Origin of the sequence: Granulicella sp. S156 (assembly GCF_009766105.1) — a bacterium.
In the GTDB taxonomy this organism is placed as follows: domain Bacteria; phylum Acidobacteriota; class Terriglobia; order Terriglobales; family Acidobacteriaceae; genus Granulicella.
The window spans coordinates 77,187-101,532 of sequence record NZ_LMUH01000006.1 but is presented as its reverse complement, the minus strand read 5'-3'; the positions used below and the strand labels follow the sequence as shown (position 1 = coordinate 101,532).

Here is a 24,346-nt window from a genome sequence, read left to right as displayed (position 1 = left end):
CTTGCCTCGACCGTAACTTCGCTGCGAGGAATCTAGCCATGAACGTTCGTGAAGGCGCTTTACGCATGCAACGGGTTGGACGCGGCATCCTATTTTTCGCGACGGCCACCCTCGTTCTTACGATCGTCATCGGCATCGTGATGCACTTCGCCGCCAACATGGGAGCCTCTAACTTTCTTCTTGGAACTGCGATTCCACTTGTTCTGTATCTAAGCTTCTTTCCTGCTGTCTGTGGCGCACTTTTGTGGGTCGCTGGTTGGATCGTCGAAGGCTTTGCCATGCCAAAGGCGGACAATGCTTCCACAATGGATGGAACAGTCTCTTCAGCACATTCGCAGCAAGGCTGAAGCCGTAGAAATCCGAATGTCACAATAGAGCATGGGGCAGAGTCGACATCGGCAGACAACGGAAGGCATCCTTCCGCTGATTCTGCTTCCGCTCACGGCGCTGCTGATAACCCTGCCGCTCATTCTGTACGGCTGTTCCTGCGGACACGACTTCGACTTCCATCTGCAGAGCTGGCTCGATGCCGCCCAGCAGCTTCGTCATGGCACACTCTATCCGCACTGGGCGTTCTCCGCAGCTTATAACGCAGGCGAGCCGCGTTTTATCTTCTATCCGCCGCTGTCATGGATGCTCGGCGCGCTGCTCACCATACTCTTCCCCATCACCGCCGCACCCGCGATCTACACCTGGATAGCGCTCACCGCCGCGGGCTTCGCGATGCACCATCTCGCGCGGCAGTACACATCGCCGAACGCCGCCATCTTCGCCGCAGCACTCTACATGGCGAACCCCTACATGTTGTTCAACGCCTTCGAGCGCACCGCCTACGCCGAGCTTCTTGCCGCCGCGTGGATCCCGCTGCTGCTGCTCGCCGCATTGCGCGAGCGGCCAACGGTACGCGGCATCGCCATCCCGGTCGCACTGTTATGGCTCACCAATGCTCCTGCAGCCGTAATGGGCTGCTATATGCTCGCGCTGTTAGGGATTCTGCGCCTCATCGCCTCCCTTCGAACTTCCAGAGAAACCGTCCAACCTGAAGCTCTCAAACCCTCTCGCCTGCTACTCACCACGGTTGCGGGTACAGCTCTTGGGCTGGCGCTGCCGGCGTTCTATCTGCTGCCTGCAGCCTACGAACGCCTCTACGTCCAGATCGCAATGGCGATCATTCCAAACATGCGCTTCGAGGATAACTTCCTCTTCGCCCACACCGTCGACAGCGCGCACAATGCAGTACTGCACACCGCCAGCCTGCTAGCCCTCGTTCTTCTGCTGCTGACGGCAGGTGCTGTGGCGGCTCTTTTCTTTCGCAGCCGCCGCAAACACGCTCCAACATTAGCTGTCCTGACTCTCGCTATCGCCTTTCTGCTGGTTCCCATCTCCACGCCACTCTGGCGACACCTCCCAGACCTGGCGTTCCTGCAGTTCCCCTGGCGTCTGCTTACCATCCTCTCCGCCGTGCTTTCCTTCGCGATTGCGCTGCTGCTTCCTCGCGCCGAAAACATCCGCAAACCCATGCTGATCACCGCCCCGATATGCGCCCTTGCGCTCTCGCTGCTCGGCATCACCCTTTATCGTCAGCCCTGCGATGACACAGACCTCCCCGCTGCCATGGCCTCACTCTTCAACACCCACCATGGCGTAGCGCCCACGGACGAATACACACCGAACGGCGCGGACAACGACGTTCTACGCAGCAACGATCCCGGCTACTGGCTGACCACCGATCCTGCAGGCTTCGCCCCCGGCACCCTGCCCAACCTTGGCGATACCGATCCCAACTTCGCCGATGACCTGGACCCTGAGCAGACCGTATCGGCCCAGGCCCCGCACCATCTGGCGTTGCAACTTCCGCAGCCCGAGACACTCATCCTCAACCTCCGCGACTTCCCGGATTGGCGCCTCACCCGCAACGGAAGCGAGCTTCCGCCGCATGTCCAGCGGGACGACGGCCTGCTCGCCGTCGCCCTGCCTGCCGGCGCTTCCACCCTCGATATCGCCTGGCAGTACACGCTCGACCAGAAGCTCGGCCTGGCGATAACCGCATGCGCTCTGGCTCTGTTAGGACTTACCTTTCGCCGCTCGCGTAAAATTGCAGATTAGCTCATGACTATCGACGTTCAATCCATTCTGAAGACCGGGGCCGCCGCTACGGATGCCGCGCTCGAGCGCCTGCTTCCCGCAGCCACCATCGAGCCCCACTCGATTCACCGCGCCATGCGCCACTCCACCTTCGCCGGAGGCAAGCGCCTGCGCCCCATCCTCTGCATGGAGGCCGCCCGCTGCGTCGCCGGTACGCTCCCCGAAGGTGCCGCTGCGTTGGGCGCAGCCATCGAGATGGTGCACACCTATTCGCTGATCCACGACGACCTGCCCGCGCTGGACAACGACGACCTCCGCCGCGGCCAGCCAACGTGCCACGTCGTCTTCGGCGAAGCCATGGCCATCCTCGCCGGCGACGCGCTGCAGACACTCGCCTTCCAGACGGTCGCACAGCTCCCCGCACCCGCTGCCACGGTAGTCGAAATCCTGCGCGAATTCTCCTTTGCCATCGGCACCGGTGTCGGTGGCGCCTTGCCTCCGGGCATGATCGGCGGTCAGGTCATGGACATCGAAGGTGAAGGCCACAAACCTACCGCAGATCTGGTCGAACGCATCCACCGCGCCAAGACCGGCGCGCTCATCACGACCTCGATCGTCTGCGGCGGCCTGCTCGGCCTCGGCCATTGCCTCGCCAACAACAGCACAGCCAAGCTCGCCTGCACCTCCGAAGACGCCATCGCTCGTCTCCGCACCTTCGGCGAAAAAGCCGGTCTTGCGTTCCAAATCGTCGACGACGTGCTCGACATGACCCAGTCCTCCGAAGAGCTCGGCAAGACCGCCGGAAAGGACACAGCGACCGACAAAGCAACATGGCCCGCTGTCTTCGGTATCGAGCAGTCGAAACACGATGCAGCGGAGCTCATCGCCGACGCCTTCGCCGCGCTCGAACCCTTTGGCGATGCCGCAACACCGCTCAAGTCTCTCGCCCAGTACCTCGTCGAACGCACGCACTAACGCAGGAGTCTCCATGCGCTTTCGCCCCCGTCACTACATCCTGATCGCCATCATCGTCGCACTTGGAGTTTTCAACTTCATGCGCCGGCATCATGCACCTACGCCACAGCCAGCGGCCTCTCAGCCGGCTATCGCCATCACACACGCGGTTCCTCCAGAAAGTGCCGCAGCCTGGGACGCGTTCGACAAGACCGCTGCCCTCCGCGATGCGCCGAACGAGCAGTTCCAGCCCGCCATTCAATCCCTGCTAAAGCAAATCGATGCCATCCAGCCTGCAGCAGCAGCCGTCGACGTCAAAGGCTGCGAAACCTGGCTGATGTTCTATCGCCAGGGCGTCCTGCACCCCTCCTCCGACGCCACCTGGAAGACCCGCAGCACGCAGCATCTGGACACCTGCGTAAAGACCCACCAGGACAGCGGCCAGTGACACGCGACGACCTGCTGGCCGCGCTAAAGGACTGCTATGACCCCCTGCTGCGGCGCAACATCGTCGATCTGAATCTCGTGCGCTCCGCTACTTTGACACGCGACGAAGAAGCACCCGGCGCAACCATCCCAGGAGTCCCGCCGCGCTATATCGTGCACATCCAGCTCATAGCACCTGGAACCGATGACGCCGCAAACGCCCAGCTCGTCGCTCAGATTGAAAATCGTCTCGCCGGTCTTCCCACCGTCTCGCGTTCTGCGATCGAACTGCTCGCTCCGGCGTTTCCTATCCTGAACACTCGGCGCAGTTAGCTCAATTCCTGCATTACAGAATGCTGCAGGAAACAAATATTCGCTCTTCAGCTTCATTGAGAGGCAGATGGCGAAGGCAGCCGCGGCGATGCGCCGGCCCGCGTCGTCCCCGCGCCCAGCCTGCTCTTCAGCGACGCATACGCCTCGGTGACATCTGGAGGAAATGTTGCCACCAGCGCATCGAGTTCCGCCATCAACGCTGCAACCTTCTCCGGATGATACTTCGCCACATCATAGCTTTCTGCCGGGTCGAGCCCCAGGTTATACAGCTCCGGATGCTGAAGCCACGCACTCGTAGGGGACGATGCGGAATCATTCAAATAAACTTCGCCTCCGGCGCCCTGCGCCACGCGCAGCTTCCAATCACCCTTGCGAATGCAATGCACATCGAGCGAATGATCGCCCATTGGCGAAAAATAAATCCGCGCCCGTTCCTCGATCGTATCGCCTGTTCCGAACAATAACGCCGACGCATCCACGCCATCTAGTGCCTTAGGGGACGACCCCAACCTACACACCTTCATCAGCGATGGCAGCACATCCAGGTTCGAGCATGGCGTCTCTTCCACTCTCCGCTCCGCAATCACACCTGGCCACCTCGCAATCAACGGCACACGAAACCCACCTTCAAATGTAGAAGCCTTCCGCCCTCTCAGTGCCCCGGGATTGCCCTGAAACCACGGCCCATGATCGCTTGTGAACATCACCAGCGTGTCCGCACCCAATCCATTGCGTTCAATTGCCTTAAAAATCTCACCGGCGCTCCAGTCGATCTCCGCAATGGAATCGCCCTGATCGCCCAACCCCGACTTCCCTGCAAACCTGTCCGAGGCCATCGGTGGATCATGGGGATACGAAAATCCGAGATACAGAAAGAATGGATCACCCCCCACATGATCCAGAAACTCCACCGCCTCCGCCGTATAGCGCGGCGTCAACTGCTTCGGATCGGTCTCCTCTTCCAGAATCTTCTTGTCCCGGACCAACCGCGTAGGATGCATATCCACGCTGTACGGAATGCCGAAGTACGAGTCGAATCCGCGGCTCGTCGGCAGATACTCCGGCGCGTCGCCAAGATGCCACTTGCCGATCGCCTTTGTCTTGAACCCCTTCGCATGGAACAGATCGGACAGCAGCGTCTCATCGAGCGACGTTCCTCTAGGCGTGTTCGGCGGAAACGCCCCTGCCGTATTGCAGCGCAATCCATAGCGCCCAGTCAGCAAAGCCGCCCGCGAAGCCGAACAGATCGGATGCCCCGCATTGAATCGTGTAAACCGCACGCCCTCCGCGGCCATACGGTCAAGGTTTGGCGTTGCCAGCTTCGATCCATAGCAGCCAAGATCGCCAAAACCCAGGTCGTCGCAGATCATTACGACCACGTTCGGAGGCCCCTTGCGCTTGCGCTGCGCATGCACCTTCGTCTCAGCAGCCGCCTCCAGCCCTAACGCAGACGGCACGGTCACACTCGAACCCACCAACGCAAGAAACTTCCGTCGATCCATACATCACCCCTACACATCGCTAAACAAAAGCCTTTATACCTATTGTCGCGTTTTTTGTTTACAACTTGCAGCGCAAGAACCTATTCATCTCAATCGGAGAGGAACAGAGGTTGCGTGTGCCCCGCAGCGCCACCCTCCAGAAGAAACATACTTACTCTCGCTAACCAACTGAATCTATCCGGCATCCAACCGCTCAGCAGTGACTGTTCTTAGCAACTTATGCCCAAAACGCATCATGTTTCGGGCTCTCGGAACTTTGTATGTGTGAAAGCCATACAGAAGAGTCCATTTGAAGAACTTTTCGAGCATGCGCACGATTCACATCACAGGCTGCGGATTTTTCCGGCTCGAGTCTCAAAAAAATAAATACTTGTCGGGGTAAGCTTCATGGGCCACGTACCAATCTGGCTGCGCGCATGGCGCGTAGGCCTGCGTTCAAGAATTCTTCTAGCAACTGCCGTCTTCCTCGCATGCGGTAACGCATGGGCCCAGACCACAGGAGCGCTGCTCGGCGCAGTCTCCGATCCGGCTGGAGCCGTCGTATCGGCGGCAACCATTCAAGCCACAAATACCGATACGGGCTTTTCCACCAGCACCACCGTCTCCACAAAGGGAGCGTATTCGATCTCCTCACTGCCGGTTGGACATTACACCCTCAAGGTCACAGCCCACGGGTTCAGAACATTTGTTCAGTCCGGCATCCTCGTTCCGGTCGCTCAGAATATTCGTGTGGATGTGAAGTTGCGCGTCGGAGAGGTGGATCAAACCGTCAATGTCTCCGGCGATACAGTCAACATCAACACCACCGATGCCACACTGGGAGCCACCGTAGATGCCGCTCACCTCGAGGGCCTTCCGTTGAACGGAAGGGTCGCCACGGGACTTCTCGCAACGCTTCCTGGTGTCGCCGTATCCAACGCGCCCATCTACCTTATTTCGCCGCGCAATGGCGCTTTGTACAGCATCTCGGGAAGTAGAACCGACTTCGGCAACATGATGCTTGACGGCCAGGTTTTAACCGACGCGATCTCCAATACCAGCCAGAATCTTCCCACTGTCGACGCCTTGGGGGAGTTCAGAGTCCTTACCGACACCTATGGCGCGGACTACGGAAGAGCGGCCGGTAGCCAGATTGTGGCAATCACCAAATCTGGCACCAATGAATTCCATGGGGGGCTGTGGGAGTACCTGCGCAACGACGCCTTCGATGCCGCCAACGCGTTCACGCCGCCCGGCACGAAAAAACCCCTGCTACGCATGAACCAGTTTGGAGGCGATCTGGGCGGGCCGGTTCTATTCCCGAAATACAACGGCAGGAATAAAACCTTCTTCTTTGTGGCGTACGAAGGGCTTCGAATTCACCAGCAGGACCTGACCGTAGCCTACCCGCTAACGGCCGCCGAACGGACCGGAGACTTTTCCGCTTTGTTGAATCTGCCGACCCCACAGGTCATCACAGATCCCAATACAGGCGCACCGTTTCCCGGCAACATCATTCCCACAAACCGAATCGATACTGTCGCAACGAATGTGATGAACTTGTATCTCCCATTACCCAATCAACCCGATGGCAGCCTGCGGCTTGCGCAAAGCGCACCGGTCACCTCCTACGAAGTGGTCTACAAGATAGACCAAAGCCTCGGAGCCAGGGACAGGGTATCGTTTCGTTCGTACCGCAGCAGATCAAGCAGTCCGACGCCAGGGCCCATTCCGTTTTGGAATGACCCACAGACGTACAACTATCAGGCATACGCGCTCACGGAGACCCATACATTTCGCCCTTACCTGATCAATGAGGCGGCGATTTCCTACTCGCGCCCGGAAGGAATCATTGGAACCGAAAAGAACGGTCAGTCGGCGCAGCAGCTTGGCATCAACTCCAATGGATTCACCCCCTATCCTCAAACCCCGCAATTTAACGTGAATGGCGACTTCCTCCTGGGCACCGATGCGTATACGGATGAACCTTCTTACTTCCGCCAATTCAACGACACACTCGCTTGGCATCACGGGAAGCACGATATGCACATCGGTTTCCTGTTCCTGTATGAGGGAAATGGAGATCTTGTCTATCCGCCTACGAGTTATACCTTCACCGGATTAAATACAAGCAATCCCAATAATCCAGCCAGTCCAGGCAATCCGATGGCGGACTTTCTGATCGGCCGTCCCCAGTCCTTCAGCGTTACCTCCACCATCATCGACGACGGCACGTCCAAGCAGTTCCAACCCTTCTTTCAGGACAACTACAAGCTCACGCCGAGAGTGACAATCGATCTCGGGCTTCGCTATGACCTGCAAACGCCATGGACAGAAAAGGCCGGTGGCGCGTCAACGTACATCGCCGGCATGCAATCTACGGTCTATCCATCGGCACCTCCGGGGTTGGTGGTTCCAGGGGACAAAGGGGTTCCCCCTGGAATCTATAAAACCTGGAAGTGGGGCTTCGAGCCTCGGTTCGGCTTTGCCTGGGATGTCATGGGGAACGGTCGGACTTCCGTGCGGGCTGGCTGGGGAATTTATCACGCTGCGATCAACGAGGAGGTCGAGTCCGTAGAGACGAACAACGAGCCTTTTCTGGTCAGTTTCAGCTCGACACCGACCAACACCGAAAACCCCTGGGGCAGCCAACCAGACCCATTGCCTTACAATCCGAAGAAACCAAGCTTCGGCCCGTTCCCAGGGATAACCCAATCGAGCCTTGACCCGAACTACAGGCCGGCGGAAGTTGAACAATTCAATCTCAATGTCCAGCACCGGTTCGGTGCCGATCTCTTCGCGGAGGTCGCGTATGTCGGTGGCTTGGCCCATCACCTCTACGATTCTCGCGAGCTGAACGCCGCCGTCTACAGTCCAGTCTCCCCCGCCTGCGGTCCAGTCGCCACCGAAGCCAACGCGCAGTGCCGGCGACCGATTTCGCCACAATACTACGGCAGCATCCCTGGTCTCTTCTCTGACGGCAACTCCAACTACAACTCGCTCCAGGTTGACGTACAAAAGAGGTTCTCTAAGAGCTATTCCATCCAGGCAGCCTACACCTGGGAAAAATCGATCGATACCAGGTCTCAATCTTTGATCGGCTCCGGCCCCCAAAACCCAAACGATTGGGAAGAAGGGGAACGAGGGCTTTCGGATTTCAACGTCGGCCAGATTCTTGCCCTCAATGGACTCTGGGAACTCCCAACCCTGAAGGGCAAAGGAGTCTTGACCGCTGTAGCGGGAGGCTGGCAACTGAACGGTATCGTCCGCTATAGCGGCGGTATCCCCTTTTCCGTCCTTACGGGCCAGGACAACGCTTTGATCGGATACTCTCGCACCAGCAGTGGCCAGGAGAGGGCGAACGTAACCGGAAATCCCAACTTGTCCATGAGCCGCTCGCGCTCAGCAATAGCAGCCGAATACTTCAACACCGCGGCATATTCACAACCCGCTCCAGGTCAGTTCGGCACATCCGCACGCAACTCCCTGGTCGGCCCTGGCTACTTCCAGAACGACATCTCAGTGAAGAAGAAGATTCCCGTCCTTCCTGCAGGGAAAGGTGGGTTCGAGTTCAGGGCCGACCTATTCAATCTCATCAACTGGACGAACCTTGGAGCACTGGATAATAGCGGACAACCGAATAACAACGGGCAACCGGTGAATAACATGTCTTCGCAAGCGTTCGGCAAGATCACGAGCGCCGGTGATCCGAGGATCGTGCAATTCGCATTGAGGTTCGATTTTTGAAGAGCGGCGGCAATTGGTAACTGATGTTGTGCAGTACGCAGGACAAACGCATTTTATTTCCAGGCAAATTTGTGGCAGACAGCCAAAAAGCCTTAACGCAGAGGGCGCAAAGGAAAACGCAAAGGCCGCCACGACACCCTCTGCGACCTTTGCGAAACCTCCGCGCCCTCTGCGTTAAAGCTTTTGTTGTTGCCTGTTCTTCGTGTGCCCTGGTTGAAATTTAGAGGCGTTTGCCCTCGTGCAGTAAGGGCTCGATCTCCAAAAGTGCTTGTGTCCTTGATGTTAGACGGAGAGCAGCGACAGCTTCTTCGACAGATCTTCTACAACGGATCTTCGAAACGCCATCCCCATAGCTGTATCCCAAACGTCCCTTCTGCCACAAAGCCATATGTCCCGCCTGAAGGGCACAGCGAGCGCATGGCGCGATAGAGAGGAAGGCAATGGCTGCGTCGCAAGTCGCGGCATGATCGAGTACCCGGCACCATGCTCTACCATCGCAAGCACGCTCATATCGTTATCCACTGACATCGTCTCTATGGGATCCCATTGATGGGCTTGCAATATCTTGGGAACAATCTCTGAGCATCTCTCCTTCCAAAGCACAAGACATTCGCGAGACGAAGGGCCGTCGTGTTCCTTTACGTCGCACAACCGTGTAAGGATCGCTACCGATATAAACCGAGCAGAGACCACGAGACGGACGAATCGTCGTCAGACCAAAATCGGCTTTAGCCTCCAGGACGACCTTCTGTACACCACCTCCTATCTCTGGAACTGTCGAGAGAGAGATGCGAACCCGTCGGTGTCGTGCCATAAACGTCGAGACCGATTCTGGAAGCAGGACGGAGATAGCACTTCGAAAACCAACAACGCGAATTTTGCCGGCTAGTTCGCTCTTGGTTGGACCAGAAGTCGCGTTCAATTCTTCCAGCGCCTGCCTTGCACGTCTCAACCTCGGCTGCAACCGGAGTAGTTCCTGAGTCGCCTCACAGCCCCCTTTCCCACGCGTCAGGAGTGCAACACCAAAGTGCTCTTCAAGACGGCTAACCGCCCGCGAGATAGCCGACTGTGTCAGTCCCAACGCTTCCGCCGCCTCCGTGAAACTGGGCACGGATACGAGCGTGATCAGTAAATCGATCTCAACCTGGCTCAGGAAGCGCTGCTTCTCCATATCCATGATTATGACTCATGGATAATGAATCATCTAGAAACATCGGGATTAGATGATTCTCGAAGTCTTCGATACTCTTTGCAGGAACACTTGCAGGAGACTCCATGAACGATTCCAAGAGCAAAACTTCGATGGTCTATGGCGACTACGGCCAAGGCTTTCCAGTGTTATTTATCCACGGTCATCCCTTCAATCGAACGATGTGGACGCCGCAGGTACAGTCTCTTCGCTGGAAGTACAGGACGATCGTCCCAGACCTCCGAGGGTATGGTGAATCGACGCCTTCGCCAACCATCGACGCGTATACCCAGGAAATGTACGCTACTGATCTCGTTGCCCTCCTTGATGACCTGGGTGTGAAGCAAGCGTGTGTTGTTGGACTATCCATGGGCGGCCAGATCGCCATGGAATTTGCGAGAGCCTTTCCGGAACGAACGGCAGCCCTGATTCTTGCAGCAACGTTTGCCGAACCCGAGACACCCCAGGGAGTTGTCGAACGGAATCGCGCGGCCGAGAGAATCGAGACAGAAGGCATCGTCCCCATCGGAACCGAGATGCTCCCCAAATTGCTCGGGCGCAAAGCAATTAAGGACAATCCAGCTCTCGCCTTACAAATCTTCACGATGATCTGCTCCACCAGTCCATCTGGAGCTGCGGCCGCTGTTCGGGGAAGAGCGATGCGCCAGGACTACAGCCCCGGGCTTCAGCATTTCTCGAAACCTGCGATGCTCGTCCTGGGAACGGACGACTCCTACACGTCGATAGCCAATGGCAAAAAGTTACAAGCTTCCATGCCGGACTGTCGTCTTGAAGTGTTTCAGGACATCGGTCATATGCCGAATCTCGAGGCAGAGGACCGATTCAACCAATGCCTTCACTCATTCCTGGAATCGATAGAACGTACAACCTCAGCCGTTACCTAGAATGTGACGCATGGAACGAACCACTCAAAATTGAACCACCGCAGAATTGTCATCTCGACCGAAGCATGACGGCTTTATGTCATGCGCAGTGGAGAGACCTGCAGGTTGTCTGCGCAAGCGATAGTGCTGGTACAAACAAGCTGCAGATCTCTGATGGCTCGCAACGGCTCTAGCGCTTAGGACAAGCCTCTTCCCAAACACAAATGCCGTCGCGTTCCTTTGCGAACCGTAGCGCCCGTTGCGTCAAAGCTTTTCCAACGCCCGGCCGCGGAACGAAAATCGTAATCATCCAACTTCTCCACTCCAATCAAATACACGAACTGCTCTAGACTGAGCACGATGCCTCGCAAAAAAAAGCCGTCCGCGATCCACCCCTTCGACCAGCTCCATGGGACCGACACCTCCGGCCTCATCCCCGGAACGACTATCGTGCGCGGGACCAACGCAAAGGTCGAAGAGCTTACGGCCTACTACGGCGTCGCCCCCAGCATTCTGCATTCCCTACTCGACCACTGGCTGCAGCGTTCCGAGCCCGGAGCCTCTGTCGAAAACACCGTCTTCCTGGATGTAGGAGCGGGCAAAGGCCGTGCCCTGCTGCTGGCCTCCCAGTACCCCTTTCTGCGCGCTGAGGGGGTCGAACTGAACCCGAAGCTGGCGCAAATCGCACAGGCAAACATTGCTCTATGGGCAAAGGACTCCCAGGCGGAGGCCCTGGCGCCGCTTGAACTGCATCATGCCGATGCGACAACCCATCCTCTGCCCGAAGCGCCCACTGTAGCCTTCCTCTTCCACCCCTTCGAGCTCCCCATCCTGCGCCGCTTTTTAGCGCATGTAGAAAAATCGCTCACCAAACACCCCCACCCCTTCGATCTGCTCTATGCCAACGCCGAGCATGGCTCGCTGCTCGACCGCCATCCTGCCTTTCGCCGGATCTGGATGGGGCGCGTTGCCATGTCGACCGACGACCACATCGCCGATCTCGCCGCCATCGCGGAGCAAGAGGAGTACGGTTCAACCGGCGACGAGCTCTGCGCCATCTACCGCTATATCGGCCGCTCTTCCCCGCTAAAGAAAAAAGGCTTGGAAATATAGCATTTAAAGAAAACTACTGACAATAGAAAAATCGATGGAACTTTTGCCGCAGGCCCTGCGTATCAATAAGTGTGAGTTTACTGCGAAAAAACAACAGTAGACGGACAAGGACTTGTGCGAATATCGTCTATAATGGACGATAATAATGCATCAACGGAACGAATCGAGTATCATATCCGTAGTAGGTCCTGTGAACAAAGATTGGGAACGCCGCCAAACAAGGCAAGCGATCCCCCACCAGGTCCGAAGAATTATGCCAGTGACCGTGACGGCTGAGTCAAGATCTCAACACCGCCTGCACTGAAGACACATCACCGACAACCCCACGTTTGGGATTCAGCGCCGCCATTGCGCGCGCCTTAGGAGAATTACGCATGTACTACGCAATCACTGCTAGCTTCCTCGCTCTTACCGTCTTCGTTCCTTCCTTCATCGGCCTCCGCGCTCGCAGCAATGCCAACTGGCGCCGCATGTACGAGAGCCAGAACTAAGGAATTAAACATCAGAAATCAAACAAGGCCGCGACAGATGTCGCGGCCTTTGTCTTTTGTTTTTGCTTTTCTGGTTGTCATTCCCGCAAGGAATCTGCTGGTTGATGGATTACCACGAAGGCTGGACGCCAGCAAAAAAAACAGAAGCAGGTTCCCTGCGGGAATGACAACCAGAAAAGCAAGAGCAACTGCGGACTAGTCCTACCCTAATCTCTCCAGTGAACATGCAGCAGGCGCTCATTCTCCACCTCGCCCTGCGTAATCGCAACCTCGGCATCGGCTCGCTCCATGACGCTGGCGAACTTGTCGCCCCACTCCACCAGCACCAGGGCGTCGGGAGCATCGGCCATCTCCCACAGACCTACCCCTTCGACCTCGGCCTCTGTCTCCAGGCGGTACAGGTCGAGGTGAAAAAGCCTCACCTTACGTCCCTGGTACTCGTGCACCAGCGTGAACGTAGGGCTCACGACCTCTTCCGCATCAGCTGCCCCGAGCGCAGCAGCCATCCCTTTTACGAGCGTCGTCTTCCCAGCCCCAAGCTCCCCGCGCAGTACGACCAGCTTCGGCGCCCGCAGCAACTCGGTCATCATCTCCCCCAGAGCCAGCGTCCCCCCTACACTCCGCGTGCGCAGCCGCTTTTCACGTGTCCACTCTTTCATCCTTACTCCTTCGTATAATGAGCCGCACCACCGGCGATCCATGTAAACCCATCTATATCAATAACTCGCGAGCGAAAAGCCTGCCACAGATGCCCCACCGTATCCGTGGCGAGCACCGTATGCTCGTCCTGCGCCAGCGCCGCAAAGTCTCCCGCCAGTCCATGCAGGAACACAGCAGCTTCTACCGCTTGCGCAACGTCCTCCGGATGCTGGGCCAGCATGGCAGCCACAATCCCCGTCAAAATATCCCCGCTGCCACCCTTAGCCATCGACGGGTTACCAGTCGTATTCACACCGATCCGCCCATCAGGATGTGCGATTATCGTTCTCCACCCCTTAAGCACCAGCGTAACCCCATGCTCAGTAGCAAACCGCCGTGCCAGACCGATTCGATCCGCCTCGACCTCTTTCACGGTCATTCCAGCCAGCCGCGCCATCTCCCCCGGATGGGGCGTCAGCACAATCGTTCGAGATCGTCCCGCCGATTCTGCATGCTTTACGGCATTCTCCAACAGCTCGGTACGCCCGGCAAAGGCATTCAAAGCGTCAGCGTCGATCACCATAGGCAGCGTAACGCGCTCCACAAATCCCCGCACAAACTCCGGCGTAGAACCGCTGGTCCCCAGCCCGGGCCCGATACCCACAACCTTGATCCCCGTAAGCAGCTTCGCCAGAGGCCCTTCTTCCAAATGCTTCAGAGACAGACCTGCTGTTTGCTGTTTGCTGTTTGCTGTTTCCTGTTTCCTGCTCTCTGTTTCCTGCTCCAGAGGTTCCAGCATCAATTCCGGCGCAACCGCAGCAACGGTCGGTAAGATCTCACGCGGTATCGCAGCCGTCACCAGACCAGCCCCAGCCCGCATGGCCGCCAGACTCGCCATCGACGGCGCGCCAGCTTTCCCAAAAGCTCCACCGACGATCAATACGTGCCCAAACTTCCCCTTGTTGCCATTGATGTCGCGAGGCGTCTCCGTCAGAGCTTTAGCCGCACCTGCCCAATGCAGTCCCGTCCGTGACTCGACCGCCGCATCCGGCGTTCCTATGGGTGCAACGACCACCGGACCAAAGGTCTTGCCAACGGTCAGGTGTCCAAAAACATGGGCAAGTTTCGGTGCAGCAAAGGTCACAACCGCATCAGCACGGAAGGTCTCCGCTTTTTGCGCAAGAGAGTCGGCATCCCACCCACTCGGCAGGTCAACTGCAACTACCGGAACTGTTGTCTTTGCCAGCAACTCACGAGCAGCTACAGCCAATCCCCGCAAGGGCGGCTTGAACCCCGTACCGACAACCGCGTCAATCACCAGCTCCGCGACCTCGAATGCGGCGCGTAAGGCGTCTTCGTTTTGCGTCTCTAAAAACTCGATGCCCTGCTGCGACTTCGCCCGTTCAAGCGCCGCCGCAGCCTCGCCCTTCACATCGCTCGCTGCACCCAGCAAGGCAATTCGTACCGAGCGACCTGCATCCCCCAGATATCGAGCGGCAACGAAGCCATCACCACCGTTGTTGCCCTTGCCGCAGAGCACAAGCACCGTGCGCTCTGCGGCATACTGCCGCAGGCAAAACTTCGCAACAGCCGCACCGGCATTCTCCATCAGTGTAGCGATGGGCACGCCCATCTCGACGGAACGGCGATCAGCCTCGCCCATCTCCTGCGCTGTAAGAATTTTCATGGCGAAGCTCCTCGGTGTCCTCAAGCAGTTTCGCAGTTGTGGCGGGGATGAGCCAAATGGGTATGGGTTCTTTTGCAGCTCTACTGCGCGCCAGCATGTTGCACATCGGCCGATTCAGCCGCCGGCGAAGGCTTGGGTTGGAAGTAGCTGCGCTCATACATCGCGCGGTAAAACTGGCCAGTGAGCTCAGCGGCCTTCGGCCCAAACACCTGCCTGTCGCCTTCCAGGAAGATCACCGTCACGATGCGTCCCGTCGGAGCATCGCCGTAGGACACAAACCAACCATAGCGGGTGCCGTTGTTCGAGCACGTTCCTGTCTTGCCGAACACCGGAAACTGCACGAAGTTCGTCCGCAGAGAACGAGCGGTACCGTTAGAGAAGTCAACCGCGCCCTGCATACCCGGCAGGATCTGCGGGATAACCTGCTGGATGTCGAGAAGCCGTTTGACCTTAGGCACGAATGCGGCGATGGTCTCCGGCGTCGTCGGATGCTGCAGGTAGTAGAGCGTTCCACCATTGGCGATCGCGGAGACCAGCGCGCCCAGCTGCAGCGGCGTCATCGAGATACTTTCGCCAAACGAGCACATGCGACCGACACCGCCCTGCGCTATAGGCAGCTCCGTATCAGGATAGGTGCCCAGTTGCTCGCCCGGAATGTTGTACCCCGCCAACTCGCCCAGGCCAAACTCATTGGCATAGTGCTTCACGCGTTCAAAGCCCATCGCGCGTCCCAGGACTTCGAAGTAGAGATTCACAGACTTCGCCAGAGCATGCGTTAGATCCAGCGAGTAGTGGCCGCCAAGATTCACCGGCGTGTCGCTCTTGACCAGGCCCTCCTGCAATGCCGCCAGCGCGACGGCTACCTTGATCGTCGAACAGGGCTCCGCGCCGGAGCTAAGTGCAAGTTTCTGGTTCACCATCGCCAGGATGCGTCCGCTGGAGGGATCAATTGCCAGCGCCGTGCCGTTCATATTGCCCAATGCTTCGATGGCTGCAGCACGCACTACCGGATCTTCACCGGTCGTCACATCACCCAACGTCAAATTGTCGTTGAAGCTGCTTGCGGTGAAGCGCTCTGCGTAGTGATGCACCATCACCCTGCGGCCCGAGACCCGCACAGCAGCCCGTCCGCGGCGCGTACCAGTCTGTCGACTCACTGCGGTGCGACTCGCCACCGCACCATGGTGCGCGGTCCCGGTTGCATGACTTTTCTGTGCGGTTGCCGGCGCATGATGTTTTTTGGAAGCTGGTGGCTGAGCCATAGCGGCCCCACTCAGCATCGCAAAAAGAAGGACTGTGGCGCTACGTCTCATCATTTCTCTCCGGAGCCTCTAGTGACTGCGCCGCAGAAATGCGGGGATGTCGAGTTCGTCGGTTGCCGGCATACTCTCAGTCGCGTGTCCGGCAAATGCCGAGACCTTCGACTCCGGCCACTGCGATGACTTCGTTTCCTCCTGAATACCGTAAGACGGTGCGACAGAGCGACCTTGAGCTGGCTCCGGCCACGCACTCTGCAAACCGGTGGCACGCAACTCCTCATTCGGCTTGCGGAAGAAGTCGTCGTCAAACACCGAGGCAAGTACGGGCAAAAGCTCCGGACGAGCCTCTGTCGCATTCACGCGCTCCGAGACCGCCTCCATAGTGGCCGTAGCAGTCGAGGATTCGAACGCAGGCTCCATATAGATGCGGGGAGGCTCGCTTTCGCGGGACGAGGTTTCGCGGAGGACCTGGGTTTGCGGTGCCGGCAAATCATCCGTATCGGCATCCTCGCGCGTCTCTTTCCCGGTTGGAGCTGGCGTTTCGCTGGCAAAGCGTGCGTTCGTTGGCCTCTGCTCGATGCGCGGAAGTGGCGCTTCGCTGCGTGTCGGAAGCGTCGACTCCGCAAGCATGCGATTGCGGCGCTGAGGCATCTCATCCCGAAAGCCCGTGGCAATCACAGTGATCTTCACGTCTTCGCCCATCTTCTCGTCCAGCACCGCGCCAAAGATGATGTTGGCGTCCTCGTGCGCGGCATTCTGAATGAGCGTCGAGGCCTCGTTCACCTCGTTCAGCTTCAGGCTGCTCGAACCCGTAATGTTGATCAGGATGCCCCGCGCACCATCGATAGCGCCTGCTTCCAGCAGCGGCGATGCCATTGCAGCCATAGCAGCTTCGCGAGCACGATCTGGCCCTGAGCGCACAGCCGTTCCCATCACCGAGTAACCCATGCCCGCCATGGTCGTCTTCACATCGGCGAAGTCACGGTTGATGACACCGGGGATGGTAATAATGTCCGAGATTCCCTGAACACCCTGCCGCAAAACATCGTCGGCAATGCGAAAGCTCTCAAAGAAGCCCGCGTCCTTGGCGACTGCAAGCAGCTTCTCGTTCGGAATCACGATCAGCGTGTCGACCGACTCCAACAGCTCCTGCATGCCACGTTCAGCCTGCATCATGCGGCGCTTGCCTTCAAACATGAACGGACGCGTAACGACGGCGACCGTCAACGCACCCATCTCACTGGCGAGCGAGGCGATGACCGGCGCGGCACCCGTTCCAGTGCCTCCGCCGAGACCTGCCGTGACGAACACCATGTCCGCGCCTTCAAGCGCTTCGATGATCTTGTCCGAATCTTCGAGAGCAGCACGACGCCCGATGTCCGGGTTCGCTCCAGCGCCCAAACCACTGGTCAGCTTCACGCCGAGCTGCAGCTTTACCGGGGCGTTCGAGCTTTCGAGCGCCTGCGCGTCCGTATTGGCTGCAATGAACTCCACTCCTTCAACGTTGGCGGCGATCATGCGGTTGACCGCATTGTTGCCGCCGCCACCGACGCCGATCACCTTGATACGCGCGTTGCGTTGCGTCTCGTCGTGGTAATGGATGCGAAGCGCATCGTCAGGCTGATAAGGCATGGGATAAATCTCCTCAGGTGATTGCGAAACACCTTTCTTGATTCTGCGCTTCGAAACAGAGGAAAGCTTGCAGGAAATCTACAAACGCACCAAGTTCGATTACAGATATTAGTAATTTTTACGGTTGCATTTGCCGCCGTTCGTGTTTTCGCTTCTTTTCATCCTCCCCTTCGAACACATCTGAGTGCGTTTCCCCGCGCGTTCGCAGTGGCGACCATACGGGGGTTCGAGAGGATAGAGGAGAAACAAGCAACATCAAAACAGGAGCAATACAGAACGATCCACCAAATTTCTATTTCGATGGAAGATGGAACACCAGCCCGGCACCAATCGATCTCACTCCAATGGAATTGCTCGTCGGGGCTGTTGTTACGGGTACACCGGTTGACGATGCGCTAGTTGTCACGACTGTCCCGTCACCAATGCGGGTCATATTTCCAAGACCGAGTTCAATCACGCGCCAATCGAGGATCGACGCAATGCGTACGTCTGCTCCGACAAAGCCCTCATAGCGAAAAAAATTGTCATAGCGTCTTGGAGTGTTGAGAGGAGTCTGCGTAGAGCAGTTTGATTGAGGAGTGCCAACAGGACCCACCGTGCCCGCACAAAAGGGCTCTGCCGCATTCGTACTGGTCCATCCCAAAGACATCTGCCCATAGGGTTTCAGCCAACGGAACGGGGTATGCACCACTCCGCGGAGACCGACGAGAGTAGTGTTAGCTCCGGTCACATCCTTGCCACCGCCACCATCCGCGGCTGACTTGTTGGCGCGGTCGTGGCCGTAACGGAGATCAACACCCAGCCTCACAGGACCTACATTACGAAAATCGTAGTACCCGCCGAGCAGGACTCCAGAAGGGTCCACGTGGTTATTGGGGCTAGTGGTAGCGCTGGTGTTGGAGTTGTAGCACAGACCCTGCGAATTGAAACTTTGCGGATCGAAGCACGTAATTCCACTCATCCTGGTTGCTGAGTATCCGACGTATACGCCAGCTTGAGCATGCGCCGCATAGCCGCATCCAAGCCCTACAAGAACAACACCAAGCCACTTGCCAAATTTCATAGATATTAGTCTACCGTCTACACTCAAGAATGCGCGTGCCCGTACCCGCAAAACAGCAATTCCTTATCCAAATTGAACCGCCAAAGCCTAAAAACTGCCTGCAAAGATCGACTTCAGCTTTTGCCGCAACCCCTGCTCTTCGCTGGCCTTGCGGACCTGCGTGCGGTGCGTATATAGCAGCATTCCGATAGCCGCAGAAAACTCCGGTTTCGCCAATTCCGAGGGCATGCGGCTCAACGGCACGGGGTAGCCGATGCGCGCAGGCACACGCAACAGGCTTTCAGCGTTGTCCAGCAGACCCAATAGGTTTGCACCGCCACCGGTAAAGACACATCCGGCACCCATCGCCTCCAACACGCCGCCCGAGCGCAGATTATCGCGCAGCATCGTCAACAGCTCGCGTGCACGGGGTTCCAGAATTTCCGCGAGAAAGCGCTGCCGCACCATACGCGCCGGCTGCCCTCCGGTGGCAAGATCACCGCCTACCTCAATCTCGTTCAATTGCGGAACCGACGTCACCACACAATTGCCATACGTCCGCTTCAACTGCTCGGCCTCTTCCACGCTGACATGCAGCCCGACAGCAAGATCGTTGGTGAAGTGGTCGCCTCCAATGGGGAGCACCGCCGTATGGGCCACCGAGCCTTCGAAGAACACCACCAGCTCCGTCGAGCTCGCGCCGATATCCGCCAGGCAAACACCCAATTCCCGCTCGTCGGCCGACAGCACAGCCTCAGCCGCCGCGATACCTTCAAAGATCGTGTCGACTACTTCAAGGCCCGCTTTATTCGCGCAGGTCACAACGCTCTGCACCGCGCTCCCGGAGCACGTCGATAGATGCAGATTCACTTCCAGCCGATTGCCCACCATCCCCACCGGATCATGGATGCCAGCCTGATCGTCAAGGATGAACTGCTGTGGCAACAGATGCAGCACTTCGCGGTCGGGCGCAAGCCCGATAGAGCGGGCGCGGTCGATTGCAGAGCGTACATCCTCGCGGGTGATCTCCTTCATGCGGCTGCCCATGCTGATGCCACCCTGCGAGTTCATGCCCCGAATATGCGGGCCACCAACGCCGACAACTGCGGTTTCAATGGGCGCTTTGGTCGCGCGCTCTGCCGTTAGTGCCGCCTGGTTGATAGCCTCGGCAGCAGGGCCGAGGTCGGAGATCACGCCGCGCCGCATTCCCCTGGAGGCCTCAATGCCATGGCCGCGATAGCGCAGGACGCCGTCGGTAAGTTCGGCCACCAGCACGCAGCTCTTGGAGCTTCCTGCGTCGAGCACGGTAATTAGGTTTTCATTTCTGGGATTCATTGCTTCACCTGCTTGCCGGCGGTGTGCGAAGCCACACCACTATGCGCATTCGCCACAGTAGCTTTGTGGGCCGCCGCCAAAGCAGCAAACATCTTCTGGTTCGACTTCTGCGCCTTTGCCGGGGGGTGCTTGGCCTTGGGTTTCGGTCCTGCAGGCTTCGCCGTAGCTTTTACGGCCGCTTTCGGAGCAGCAGGCTTTGTCGCTGGTTTCGCCGCAACAGCAGCGCCATTTGGCTTGGCGGCAGTCTTCCCATCCCCAGCTAAAGGCACAGCAGCTCCAGACTCCATCTCGAGCACGAACTGGTGCTCATAGCGAGCATCCACTGAAGCCAGCTTGGGATATTGCGCCTTCCACTGCGGCAGGTTCTGCTGAAACAGGCGATAGCGATTGAGGAAGTCCTCGTCGCCGAAGTGAACCAGGATGTCCGAGCTGCCGCTGGCGATCAGCGCCTTCACATCCTCGGGATTCGAAAGGTCAATCTCGCTCAACGACTGCGTCAGATGTTCGCCGGAGCTGTCCAGCTCCTGCATAAAGCGTCTGTACACCTCCATCCGCGCAGCTCGCGCCGAGAGCGGATCGTCCGCCGAAAGTCCGGTAAGCACGGGGAAGGAGTACTGCGGATCGCCAGCTGCCTCCTGCGGCATATCCAGCAAAACCCCTTCTGCATCGACGAAGCCAACCTGCGTTCCCTGCCGGACGAAAGCGACTGGAGTCCGTTCCGTAACCGATACGCGAATGCTGTTGGGTAGTATCCGGATCACCGTAGCGTGGGCCACCCATGGCAGGCGCTCGAGATCGGCGCGCCGCTCCGCCAGCGGCACTTTAAAGATGTTGCGCTCGAGATCCGCCCCGAAGACGCTCAGAACCTGCTCCCGACTAAGGCGCTGATTGCCGACAATTTGAATCTCGGACGAGGTAGTTATGGCAAAACGGTCGTCGTGGAACAAGGCATTGCGCACGGCAAGGTAGCCGATCGCTATTGCGCCCAGCCCTAGCAACGCAACCGTTGAAACGATGATCTTTCCGGTAAGGCTTCTGGGAACACTGAGGCGCAGGCGATAGCTCAGAGATTCGCGCCGTGGCCTATATACCTCTTCCTCGGCGGCAGGATCGTAGCTTCGAGGTCCAGGGTTCTCATTGGGGTCGGCAGCCATGCGTCCGCGCTGAAGCATGCCGGCCGGCGCCGGTTCGCGGCTTGGCCAACCCGTCTCCGGAGCATACCTCTCCTCCGGCGCATCAAGCACCGCGGAGCCGCGTTTTGCAAACTTCGTCATCACCGCAAGCCCGAGCAAGGCCGCGGAAGAATCGCCTGATATCCCACTATAAAGCTGTCCCCCTGCCCTCTGCACTTAACTTACTGGTGGGTACCGCCGCAGGAACTCACCATTTTGACCGCCCGCTGCTTCCCCTCGTGATGTAAAGGGTCTAACGTGCAGCCAGCCGCTCCAGCAACATCGATCCAGCCTGCGATACGTTCCCCGCCCCCAGCGTTAGTATCAGATCCCCGGACCGCGCGTCCTTCGCCAGCCGATCGACCCCCTCTTCGATCGACCCCGCATAGCCGACAATCCCACCCGACGCTGTCCGGATCTTCTCCGCTAGAGCCTCTCCGTTCACCCCTGGAATCGGCTGCTCGCTGGCCGCATAGATGTCCAGCACCTGCAGTGAGTCGGCATCTCCGAACGCCGTGACGAAATCCTCCAGGAGGTCTCGCGTCCGGGTGTAACGGTGAGGCTGAAAGAGTACAAGGACCCGACTGTAGCCACACTCACGAGCCGCCTGCAGGGTGGCGCGGATCTCCGTCGGATGGTGCCCATAATCATCGACGACGGTGACCCCGTTCTGCACACCTTTGATCTGAAATCTTCGATCAACACCCCGAAAGCTGGCCAACCCAGCGGCAATCTTTTCCGGAGGAACGCCAAGCTGTACCCCAATGGCTACCGCCGCCGTGGCGTTCAGCAGATTGTGCCGCCCGGGGACATGCAGATCGAAGGGCCCGAGGATCAGGCCGCGCGTATTCACCTCGAAGGTCGCATGGCAGTCAGCAGTAGGCCGCAGAGAGCGCAAACGGAAGTCGGCATCCGCGCTCTCGCCGTAGGTGTAGACACGCCGGGTCACGCGCGGAAGAATCGCGCGGAGCATTTCGTTGTCCGCACAAGCCGTTATCGCTCCATAGAACGGCACGCGATCCATGAACTCGATAAAGACCCGCTCGACGTCGGCCATGTCCGCATAGGTATCCATGTGCTCACGGTCGAGGTTGGTCACCACCGCGAGGATCGGCGGCAGCTTCAGGAAGGAACGGTCGCTCTCATCGGCTTCCGCCACAAGGTACTGCGAACGTCCCAACCGCGCGTTCGAGCCCATCGCGTCTACCCTTCCGCCGACGACGACGGTGGGATCCAGTTCCCCACCGGCCAATACGGCTGCCACCATGCTGGTTGTCGTCGTCTTGCCGTGCATACCGGCGATGGCGATGCCGTACTTGAGCCGCATCAGCTCGGCCAGCATCTCCGCCCGCTGAATGACTGGGATCTTGCGCGCCCGCGCCTCCAGCACCTCAGGGTTATCCTTCGCGACCGCTGAACTGGTGACTACGACATCGCTCGCCGCCGCGTTGGCGGCAGAGTGACCTGTATAGATCGTGGCCCCAAGCGCTGCGAGCCGCTCCGTCGTAGCCGAGCCGCGCAGATCGGAACCGGATACGGCGTAACCCATCGTCAGCAGGATCTCCGCGATCCCACTCATCCCAATGCCGCCAATCCCGATAAAGTGGATCCGATGCGACGGTGCAAACATAGCGTGTTCCGGCAAATTCGAAAGACTCATTCCCCTGTATTGTCCCATCTGAGCCTATGCAATTTGCCTATGGATTTCATTCAAAACGCTCAAGGAGAGCGTTGCCGGGTGATATACCACGACTATGCGCCTTCCCTTTCTGCTCGCCGCCACCGCGCTCTTTGCCGCCACAGCTGCCACGGCTCAGAGTCCCCAGACGCTTCTCGCCACACCCAGCACGGTCGCGTGGGGCTATTACTCCGCACACGCCAAATCGGTGCTGACCGTCCACTCCGGCGACACCGTCATCATGCAGACCGCCTCCACCTGTGGCTCGCCAGAGCGGCTCAAAGCCGAGGGAGTCGCCGAGGCCGACATTCCCACCTGGCTCGCAGATATCTACGACAAAGTTCCGCAAGCTGACCGCGGCCCAGGCGGACACATCCTCACCGGGCCAGTCGCCATCTCTGAGGCCGAACCCGGCGATATTCTTGAAGTCCGCATCCTCAAGGTCCAACTCGACACCAACTTCGCCTGCAATGGCTTTGGCGCCGGTCGCGGCTTTCTCCCTGATGACTTCCCCTATGGCCGCACCAAAATCATCCCGCTCGATCGCGCAAAGATGACTGCTGCTTTTGCCCCGGGAATCACGATCCCGCTGCATCCCTTCTTCGGCTCTATGGGCATCGCGCCGCCTGAATCCGCGGGCAAGTGGAACTCCGCACCACCCTGGATGCATGGCGGCAACATGGACAATAAGGAGCTTACGGCTGGCTCGGTCGTCTTCTACCCCGTCCATGCCAGCGGCGCGCTCTTTGAGGCCGGCGATGGCCATGCCGGTCAGGGCAACGGCGAGGTCGACATCACCGCGCTCGAAACCTTCCTCACTGGCACCTTTCAGTTCATCGTTCACAAGGGCGAGGCGACCAAAGAACACCTGCTCTGGCCTCGCGCTGAAACCCCCACCGCCTACATTGCCATGGGTTTTCATGAGGATTTGACCAAAGCCACGGAGATGGCCGTGCGCAATATGATCACCTTCCTCTCCGAGCAGAATCCCGACTATCCGCACCTCTCCCGGGATGACGCTTATGCCCTTATTTCGACGGCTTGCGACGTCGACATCACGCAGCTCGTCGATACCAAGTCCGGGGTCCACGTCATATGCCCTAAAGCGCTTTTTACGGGTTCCAGAACGAAGTCTGGAGAATAGCGCAACAAATGGATCGATAGTCGTGTCTAATCCATTGAGAGCCGGATCAGGGGTA

At 58.4% G+C, this 24,346-nt stretch carries 20 protein-coding genes; 9 read left to right on the top strand and 11 right to left on the bottom strand.

Translation table 11 applies throughout. From position 1 onward, the window contains the following. Window positions 1-38: 38 nt before the first annotated feature. Genes GSQ91_RS05050 through GSQ91_RS05030 form a run of 5 tightly spaced genes read left to right on the top strand, consistent with a single transcriptional unit; the run spans window position 39 to window position 3,798 of the window. On the top strand, window positions 39-347 hold the full coding sequence (locus GSQ91_RS05050) for a hypothetical protein (protein WP_158820174.1): 309 nt from the start codon (window positions 39-41) through the stop codon (window positions 345-347). 31 nt (window positions 348-378) lie between these two features. Beyond that, the gene (locus GSQ91_RS05045) at window positions 379-2,106 is read left to right on the top strand and encodes a hypothetical protein (protein ID WP_158820173.1); all 1,728 of its coding nucleotides are present in this window, start codon (window positions 379-381) and stop codon (window positions 2,104-2,106) included. Window positions 2,107-2,109: 3 nt separating this feature from the next. Then, the gene (locus tag GSQ91_RS05040) at window positions 2,110-3,060 is read left to right on the top strand and encodes a polyprenyl synthetase family protein (RefSeq protein WP_158820172.1); all 951 of its coding nucleotides are present in this window, start codon (window positions 2,110-2,112) and stop codon (window positions 3,058-3,060) included. 13 nt (window positions 3,061-3,073) lie between these two features. Beyond that, window positions 3,074-3,487, top strand: coding sequence for a hypothetical protein (locus GSQ91_RS05035; protein ID WP_158820171.1), 414 nt, complete (start codon window positions 3,074-3,076; stop codon window positions 3,485-3,487). Next, on the top strand, window positions 3,484-3,798 hold the full coding sequence (locus GSQ91_RS05030; protein WP_158820170.1) for an iron-sulfur cluster assembly protein: 315 nt from the start codon (window positions 3,484-3,486) through the stop codon (window positions 3,796-3,798). Before GSQ91_RS05035 ends, GSQ91_RS05030 begins: the two co-directional genes overlap by 4 nt. 53 nt (window positions 3,799-3,851) lie before the next feature. Here GSQ91_RS05030 and GSQ91_RS05025 read toward each other — a convergent pair whose 3' ends face one another. Further along, the gene (locus GSQ91_RS05025) at window positions 3,852-5,300 is read right to left on the bottom strand and encodes a sulfatase-like hydrolase/transferase (RefSeq protein WP_158820169.1); all 1,449 of its coding nucleotides are present in this window, start codon (window positions 5,298-5,300) and stop codon (window positions 3,852-3,854) included. A 387-nt stretch (window positions 5,301-5,687) separates the two neighbouring features. Here GSQ91_RS05025 and GSQ91_RS05020 point away from each other — a divergent pair, with 387 nt between their 5' ends. Continuing rightward, on the top strand, window positions 5,688-9,026 hold the full coding sequence (locus GSQ91_RS05020) for a carboxypeptidase-like regulatory domain-containing protein (protein WP_158820168.1): 3,339 nt from the start codon (window positions 5,688-5,690) through the stop codon (window positions 9,024-9,026). Between the two features lie 282 nt (window positions 9,027-9,308). Here the strand turns inward: GSQ91_RS05020 and GSQ91_RS26180 are convergent, their stop codons facing one another. Both GSQ91_RS26180 and GSQ91_RS05010 read right to left on the bottom strand, forming a co-directional pair. Beyond that, on the bottom strand, window positions 9,309-9,554 hold the full coding sequence (locus tag GSQ91_RS26180; protein WP_371417085.1) for a hypothetical protein: 246 nt from the start codon (window positions 9,552-9,554) through the stop codon (window positions 9,309-9,311). After that, a complete protein-coding gene (locus GSQ91_RS05010) occupies window positions 9,541-10,203 on the bottom strand; it encodes a LysR family transcriptional regulator (protein WP_158820166.1) in 663 nt (220 codons plus the stop codon). Before GSQ91_RS05010 ends, GSQ91_RS26180 begins: the two co-directional genes overlap by 14 nt. Before the next feature lie 98 nt (window positions 10,204-10,301). Between GSQ91_RS05010 and GSQ91_RS05005 the strand changes: the two genes are divergently transcribed. Then, a complete protein-coding gene (locus tag GSQ91_RS05005) occupies window positions 10,302-11,120 on the top strand; it encodes an alpha/beta fold hydrolase (RefSeq protein ID WP_158820165.1) in 819 nt (272 codons plus the stop codon). Between the two features lie 339 nt (window positions 11,121-11,459). After that, entirely contained in the window at window positions 11,460-12,212 is a 753-nt protein-coding gene (locus GSQ91_RS05000; RefSeq protein ID WP_158820164.1) for a class I SAM-dependent methyltransferase, read from the top strand. A gap of 697 nt (window positions 12,213-12,909) precedes the next feature. Here the strand turns inward: GSQ91_RS05000 and tsaE are convergent. The 8 genes from tsaE to murC form a co-directional block, all read right to left on the bottom strand. Continuing rightward, a complete protein-coding gene (tsaE, locus tag GSQ91_RS04995) occupies window positions 12,910-13,362 on the bottom strand; it encodes a tRNA (adenosine(37)-N6)-threonylcarbamoyltransferase complex ATPase subunit type 1 TsaE (RefSeq protein ID WP_158820163.1) in 453 nt (150 codons plus the stop codon). 2 nt (window positions 13,363-13,364) lie between these two features. Further along, a complete protein-coding gene (locus GSQ91_RS04990; protein ID WP_158820162.1) occupies window positions 13,365-15,029 on the bottom strand; it encodes an NAD(P)H-hydrate dehydratase in 1,665 nt (554 codons plus the stop codon). Between the two features lie 80 nt (window positions 15,030-15,109). Continuing rightward, window positions 15,110-16,342, bottom strand: coding sequence for a penicillin-binding transpeptidase domain-containing protein (locus tag GSQ91_RS04985; RefSeq protein ID WP_158820314.1), 1,233 nt, complete (start codon window positions 16,340-16,342; stop codon window positions 15,110-15,112). Window positions 16,343-16,360: 18 nt separating this feature from the next. Continuing rightward, window positions 16,361-17,920, bottom strand: coding sequence for a cell division protein FtsZ (gene ftsZ / locus GSQ91_RS04980; RefSeq protein WP_158820161.1), 1,560 nt, complete (start codon window positions 17,918-17,920; stop codon window positions 16,361-16,363). A gap of 292 nt (window positions 17,921-18,212) precedes the next feature. Further along, window positions 18,213-18,983, bottom strand: coding sequence for a hypothetical protein (locus tag GSQ91_RS04975; protein ID WP_158820160.1), 771 nt, complete (start codon window positions 18,981-18,983; stop codon window positions 18,213-18,215). An 87-nt stretch (window positions 18,984-19,070) separates the two neighbouring features. Next, window positions 19,071-20,297: a cell division protein FtsA gene (gene ftsA, locus GSQ91_RS04970; protein ID WP_158820159.1), complete on the bottom strand. Its 1,227-nt coding sequence runs from the start codon at window positions 20,295-20,297 to the stop codon at window positions 19,071-19,073. Then, complete coding sequence (locus GSQ91_RS04965; RefSeq protein ID WP_158820158.1) at window positions 20,294-21,571, bottom strand: cell division protein FtsQ/DivIB; 1,278 nt, start codon at window positions 21,569-21,571, stop codon at window positions 20,294-20,296. Before GSQ91_RS04965 ends, ftsA begins: the two co-directional genes overlap by 4 nt. 151 nt (window positions 21,572-21,722) lie before the next feature. Further along, window positions 21,723-23,099, bottom strand: a complete 1,377-nt coding sequence (gene murC, locus GSQ91_RS04960; RefSeq protein WP_158820313.1) for a UDP-N-acetylmuramate--L-alanine ligase — start codon at window positions 23,097-23,099, stop codon at window positions 21,723-21,725. Between the two features lie 124 nt (window positions 23,100-23,223). Here murC and GSQ91_RS04955 point away from each other — a divergent pair, with 124 nt between their 5' ends. Beyond that, window positions 23,224-24,291, top strand: a complete 1,068-nt coding sequence (locus GSQ91_RS04955) for an acetamidase/formamidase family protein (protein ID WP_158820157.1) — start codon at window positions 23,224-23,226, stop codon at window positions 24,289-24,291. The last annotated feature ends 55 nt before the right edge of the window (window positions 24,292-24,346 follow it).